This window comes from Corallococcus sp. CA047B, assembly GCF_003612065.1.
Classification (GTDB): domain Bacteria; phylum Myxococcota; class Myxococcia; order Myxococcales; family Myxococcaceae; genus Corallococcus; species Corallococcus praedator.
This window is the reverse complement of the sequence record NZ_RAWD01000470.1, coordinates 1-5,457: the sequence shown is the minus strand read 5'-3', so window position 1 is coordinate 5,457 and position 5,457 is coordinate 1. Positions and strand designations below refer to the sequence as shown.

The following is a 5,457-nucleotide window of genomic DNA, read 5'->3' as shown; positions in this document are numbered from 1 at the left end:
GCCCTGGTGAAAGGGCCACCGCCTTCCGCGCGGAGGACGTGGGCGTCCGGCGGGAGGCGGCCACCGGGCCGGAGCGCCGGGCGGTGCGGGCGGGCCTCGCGATGCTGGCGGACTGGCTCGCGGACTACGAGGCGTGGGTGGCGCGGGACGTGGGGCTCTCCTGGCGGCGCGAGTGTCTGTCCGCGCGTCGCAAGGCGTCGCCCGTTGCTGCGGAGGAGTTGTCGAACGCCTGGAGGCGGATGGCCGTGCGCGTGCGCGCGACCGACGCCCAGGTGCAACACCGTACCGCTCCGATGCTCGGAGCGTGAGGAGGACACCATGCTGGCACGACTGTTCCGAGCCGATGCGCCGTCCGTTCATGCCCACGTCCCGTGGGAGGACCTGCCGGACGAAGCCCTTCCCACGCCGCCGCTGTGTGAGGGCTATGGAGACGCCCACCTGCCGGTGACGACGCGAGTCCCGCTCGCGCAGGCGTACTTCGATCAAGGCCTGCGCCTGTTGCACCTGGGCTGGGGGCTGGAGGCCCGCCGCGCCTTCGCGGAGGCCGCGCGGCAGGACCCTTCACTCGCCATGGCGTGGTGGGGGCTCGCGCTCGCAAGGGGCGCGGGGGCCCGCTTCGCCGCCGACCGCGCGGAGGCCATCCGCAAGGCGCTGGTGCTGGCGGAGGGCGTCACCGACCTGGAGCAGCGCCTGGTGGTCGCCGCCAGCCTGCTCGCGGACAAGGGGCCCGCCAATGGCCGGCACGCCTTCGTGCGCGAGATGGAGTGCCTCATCGACCGCTTTCCGGAGGAGCCCGAGCCGCGCCTGCTGCTCGCAGGCTTCCTGATGGACGGCTACGAATCCGACGGACGTCCCGGCCAGGGCCAGCCGTATGCGCAGTTCATCCTGCGCGACCTGCTGCGCACGCACCCAAACCACGCGGGCGTGCACGTGGCGTGGGTGCAGGCCTGGCTGCCGAGCGCGAAGCCGGAGATGGCCCGGGAGAGCGCCGAAGCCCTCGCGACGCGGGTGCCCGCTGGAAGCCCCGCGCTGCTCGCCGCCGGACGCCTGCTGCTGCGCGTGGGCCGGGTGGTGGAGGCGAACCGCATCCTGGAGGCGGCGGTGGCGGCGGATGACGCGTACCTCGCCCGCGAGTCGCTGCCCCTGGAAGTAGCGCCGAGCGCGGACACCGCCCTGCGCCTGTTGAGCGAAGGCTGCGCGGAGGTGGGGCAGTACCGGGGCGCGCAGTCGTGGGCCCGCAGGCTGCGTCAGCGCGTGGAGGCCGCGGGTGCGCAGCCCCAGGCGGTGCTCTTCGCCGCGACCACGCTGGTGGCCGCGCACCTGCGCTTCGGCTTCTGCCGCGCGGCGGCGGAGGTCCCGATGGAGCTGGGCGACGCCGCCACCGTCGCGGAGCAGGGCCTGCGCGACGCCGTGCGCCTCTACGCGCGCGGGGCCTGCGCCCTGGAGACGGGACGGCTGGGCGACGTGGAGCGGGCGTGCGTGTCGCTGGACGCGCTGGTGCCCGCGCTGTCGGAGGCGCCCCGTTCAGAGGGCCGGGCCCTGTGTCCTCGCGACGTGGCGCGCACGATTGAAGTCGCAGCGCAGGAGCTGCGGGGCACGCTGGATGCGCGTCGCGGAGACTCCGGCCGCGCGGAGGCCGCGCTCACTCGCGCACTTCGGCTGGAGCGGCGCCTGCGGCCGGTGGGGCCCGCGCTCTTCTGCCGTCCGCCCCGGGAGACGCTGACCCGCGTGCGCCTGCGCTCCGGCCGTGAGGAGAAGGCCCTGGAGCTGGCGCTGGAGCGGGCAGGGGAGCGGCCCGGCTGTGGCCACTGCATGCTGCTGGTGGCCGAGGCGCACGTCGCCTGTGAGTGCATGTCCGAGGCGGCGCAGGACTACGCCGTGGTGTTGGACCTGTGGCGCGACGCGGATCCGCACCTGCCGGGCCTGCAGCGCGCGAAGGGCTTCGCCTCCAGGGGAAGCCGGGGCCGCGCCGCGCTGCGCCGGGTGGCGGATGCGCCGGTGGACACCGCTCCCGCACCCCGGGGCGGAGAAGGGCCCTGGACCGTGCATGGGGCATGAGCGTCCGCGCGGCCGTGCTTGACGGGCGCGCGGGCTTCGCGTCACTAGGGGGCACTCGCAAGGAGCTGCCCCATGCCCTCATTCCGCCTGAAGCCCGAGCACGCCGCCCTGCTCGTCGTCGACATCCAGGAGCGCCTGTGCGCCGCGATGGAGCGCGATGCCCTGGACCGCATGCTCGCGCGCACCGGCGCCGCCGTGGAGGGGGCCCGGGCCCTGGGCGTGCCCGTCTTCGTCACGGAGCAGTACCCGCAGGGGCTGGGCCGCACGCACTCGCTCCTGAAGCTGAAGCTGGGCACGTTCACGCCGCTGGAGAAGATGGACTTCTCCGCCGCCACCCCGGACGTGCTCTCGCTGCTGGGCGACCGCAAGCAGGTGCTGCTCGCCGGCATGGAGACGCACATCTGCGTCTTCCAGACCGCGCGCGACCTGGCCGAAGGAGGCCGTGAGCCGTGCCTGCTGGCGGACGCGGTGCTGTCCCGCACGGAGGAGGACCGCCGCGTGGGCCTGGAGCTGTGCCGCGACGCGGGCGCGCGCATCCTCACCGTGGAGTCGGCCCTGTTCGACATGCTGGGCCGCGCGGGCACGCCCGAGTTCAAGAAGGTGTCCGCCGCCGTCCGCTAGAAGGGAACGGCGGCGGAAGGGACGCCGCTCACGCCTTGCGCAGGAAGGGTGCGCGCGCCAGGCGCACCAGCATCATCAGCAGCACCAGCACCCCGGACAGGACGGTCTGCGAACCGCCCACCGGGAAGTCGTAGAAGTACGCGAACAGGTAGCCGCCCGCGCCCGCGATGCCGCCCAGCACGGTGGCGGTGAAGAACGTCCACGGCAGCCGCAGATCCAACACCAGCGCCGCGATGGCCGACAGCGTGGAGAACGCGAAGACGGGCAGGGCGCCCAGCGCGCGCGCGCAGACGCCCACCATGATGCCAATGGACACCATCAACACCGTGTCCAGCATCCGCACCGGCAGCCCCTGCACGGTGGCGCCGATGCGGTCGAAGCTGACGAAGGTGATGCCCCGGTACCACCACAGGTGCAGCACCATCAGCACCGCGCCCACCGCCGCCACGGCGTGCAGTTGATCCGGCGTCACCAGCACCGCGGTGCCGAAGAGGATGCCCTGGATGTCATGGGCCTCCTGCGCGATGCGGTCGCCCACCAGGATGGCCGCGCCGCCCGCGAAGGCGAACGCGCACCCCAGCAGACTCTCACGGGACAGGCGCAGCCGCGCGGGCTCCACCATCAGGAGCAGCGTGGCCGCCACTGACAGCACCACCGCGCCCACCAGCGGATCCACGTGCACGCCCAGGTGGATCTCCGCGAAGAAGGCCAGCGCCACGCCCAGGCCCGCCGTGTTCGTCACCGCCGCGCTGACGAACACCATGCGCCGGAGCACGACGTAGACGCTGAGGAAGCCCAGCACGCACCCGGCGATGAGCGCGCACAGGATGGGGTCCTGGAACAACTCCCAGGCGGACTGGAACTGCTCCCACTTCGTGGGCTCAAGCAGGACTGTTTCCACGATGTGGCCCCTGGGGTGCGCTGTGGCAGTAGTCATCGCCGTACTGGCGGCGGAAGGCCGGATGGCAGAACACGGTGCGCGCATCGCCCATGACGAAGCAGCGGTGCTCGCGGTCCACGAAGAGGATGACGTCGGCGTGCTCGGCCGCGACGGACAGGTCGTGGCTCACCACCACCACGCCCAGGCCCCGGTCATGCGCGAGCGCGCACAGCCGCAGCATCGTCTGCTTCTCCGCCACGGCGTCCATCGCCGCGGTGGGCTCGTCCAGCAGCACCACGTCCGCCTCGGTGGCGATGACGCGAGCGAGCAGCGCCCGCTGCTTCTCGCCACCGGACAGGTCACGGAAGGGCCGCTTCGCGATGCCGCGAGCCCCCGCGGTGTCGAGCGCCGCCTCCACCTTCTGCCGGTCGGTGGCGCTGGGGAAGGGCCGTAGGAAGTTCCACCCCGACAGCCGGCCCCACCCGGTCAGCTCGCGCGCATGCACCGGGAGCAGCGAGTCGATGGAGGACATCTGCGGCACGTACGCGCTGCGGATGTTCGGGGTGCCCAGGGCGATGCGTCCGGACACCGGGGGGATGAGCCCCAGCAGCGTCTTGAACCACGTGCTCTTGCCGGAGCCATTGCGGCCCACCACCGCCACGAACTGCCGGCGGCGCACCACCAGGTCCATGGGCGGCAGGATGTCCTTGCCCCCGTAGCCGATGACGAGCTGCTCGCACTTGAGCAGCACTTCCCCCGGCTCCGCTGGCGGCGCGGCGCGGTGCGCGCTGTCCAGCTCCGTCTCGTGATCACCATGCGCCACGGTTCACCTCCGCGGTCGGGCTCACTTCGCCCACCTTCTGCAAAAGGGCGGTGCGCACCGCCGCGTTCTCGACTGCATCCAGGTCCACGACGCCATCCAGGCCCTCCTTCGCGGTGGACCAATCCACCGCGTCGAAGAGCTCCGGCGTCAGCGCCAGCTTCAGGCCCAGCTCCACGCGCGGCTTGTTCTCCCGGTCGGACGGCACGTCCAGGTCGCCCTTGAGCACGGCCAACGGTTCGGCCTCCGTGCCCGACGTCGTCGCGGTGAGGCGGAAGGTCCGGACGCCGACGAAGCGCGCCGGGACGCGGCCATCGCGAACGCTGCCCGTCATCCGCAGGCCGGTGATGGACCAGCGTCCGCTGGAGACATTCGTCCGCGTCAGCTCGCAGTCCGGCTTGCAGGTGAGCCCCACCGTCGGCGCCGCCAGCAGATCCAGCTCACCGTCGACGGGGAGGTTGGCCACCGTGGTGGTGGTGATGCCCCCGCCGCCCAGCTCCGCCTGGATGTCCTCGTAGTCGACGAGCGACCCGTCGTCGCTGTGGCAGTGCCCGTTGTGGCAGAGCGAATAGCCCGGAGGCGGCGAGGAAGGGTCGAACGTGGTGGCACCGCCGCCGCCGGAGCTGGCCAGCAGGTCGATGCTGCCCAGGCTCACCGCGCCGGAGTCCATGCGCAGCTGGAAGTCGGACGCGAGCGCCTGGTAGCCGTCGCCCGCGTCGCGGCGGGGCAGCGGCGTGTACGCGGCCTGCACGGAGGGCTCCAGCACCGCGAAGCCCTCACCCGCGTCGAGCGCGCACCCGGACAGCAGCGCCACGGGAAGCCATTGGAGAAAGCGTCTCATGGTGTCACTCCGCCTTCCCGGCGAGGCCCTGCTCCAGGCGGCTCACCAGCAATTCGATGCGCTGCACGTACGTCTGGCCATTGCGGAAGTCGGTGCCGCCGGGGATGACGATGAGCGGCGCGGGGATCTTCGACGCTACGAGCTTCGCGGTGCCGTCCGGGTAGTAGTCCTCCTTGACCACCACCTTCACCTTGCGCGCCTTGCCCTGGGCCAGCACCTGCGCGATGTGGGACGGGT

Annotated in this window: 5 protein-coding genes and 2 pseudogenes; 3 read left to right on the top strand and 4 right to left on the bottom strand. The window is 72.5% G+C overall.

The genetic code is table 11. The features are described from left to right. From D7X74_RS39095 to D7X74_RS39085, 3 genes and pseudogenes are all read left to right on the top strand, one after another. Window positions 1–308: pseudogene (locus tag D7X74_RS39095) on the top strand (hypothetical protein); the annotation flags it as partial. A gap of 10 nt (window positions 309–318) precedes the next feature. Further along, window positions 319–2,058, top strand: coding sequence for a hypothetical protein (locus tag D7X74_RS39090; RefSeq protein WP_120538039.1), 1,740 nt, complete (start codon window positions 319–321; stop codon window positions 2,056–2,058). A 72-nt stretch (window positions 2,059–2,130) separates the two neighbouring features. After that, entirely contained in the window at window positions 2,131–2,679 is a 549-nt protein-coding gene (locus tag D7X74_RS39085) for an isochorismatase family protein (protein ID WP_120538038.1), read from the top strand. A 28-nt stretch (window positions 2,680–2,707) separates the two neighbouring features. Here D7X74_RS39085 and D7X74_RS39080 read toward each other — a convergent pair whose 3' ends face one another. The 4 genes and pseudogenes from D7X74_RS39080 to D7X74_RS39065 all read right to left on the bottom strand — a co-directional run. Beyond that, the gene (locus D7X74_RS39080; protein ID WP_120538037.1) at window positions 2,708–3,580 is read right to left on the bottom strand and encodes a metal ABC transporter permease; all 873 of its coding nucleotides are present in this window, start codon (window positions 3,578–3,580) and stop codon (window positions 2,708–2,710) included. After that, window positions 3,561–4,355, bottom strand: a complete 795-nt coding sequence (locus D7X74_RS39075; RefSeq protein WP_120538040.1) for a metal ABC transporter ATP-binding protein — start codon at window positions 4,353–4,355, stop codon at window positions 3,561–3,563. Before D7X74_RS39075 ends, D7X74_RS39080 begins: the two co-directional genes overlap by 20 nt. A gap of 13 nt (window positions 4,356–4,368) precedes the next feature. Continuing rightward, window positions 4,369–5,220, bottom strand: coding sequence for a hypothetical protein (locus tag D7X74_RS39070; protein ID WP_120538036.1), 852 nt, complete (start codon window positions 5,218–5,220; stop codon window positions 4,369–4,371). A 4-nt stretch (window positions 5,221–5,224) separates the two neighbouring features. After that, a pseudogene (locus D7X74_RS39065) lies at window positions 5,225–5,457 on the bottom strand (zinc ABC transporter substrate-binding protein); the annotation flags it as partial.

Coding starts and splice junctions, on each gene's coding strand:
- D7X74_RS39090 (WP_120538039.1), top strand. CDS start 319: ATGCTGGCACGACTGTTCCGAGCCGATGCGCCGTCCGTTCATGCCCAC.
- D7X74_RS39085 (WP_120538038.1), top strand. CDS start 2,131: ATGCCCTCATTCCGCCTGAAGCCCGAGCACGCCGCCCTGCTCGTCGTC.
- D7X74_RS39070 (WP_120538036.1), bottom strand. CDS start 5,220: ATGAGACGCTTTCTCCAATGGCTTCCCGTGGCGCTGCTGTCCGGGTGC.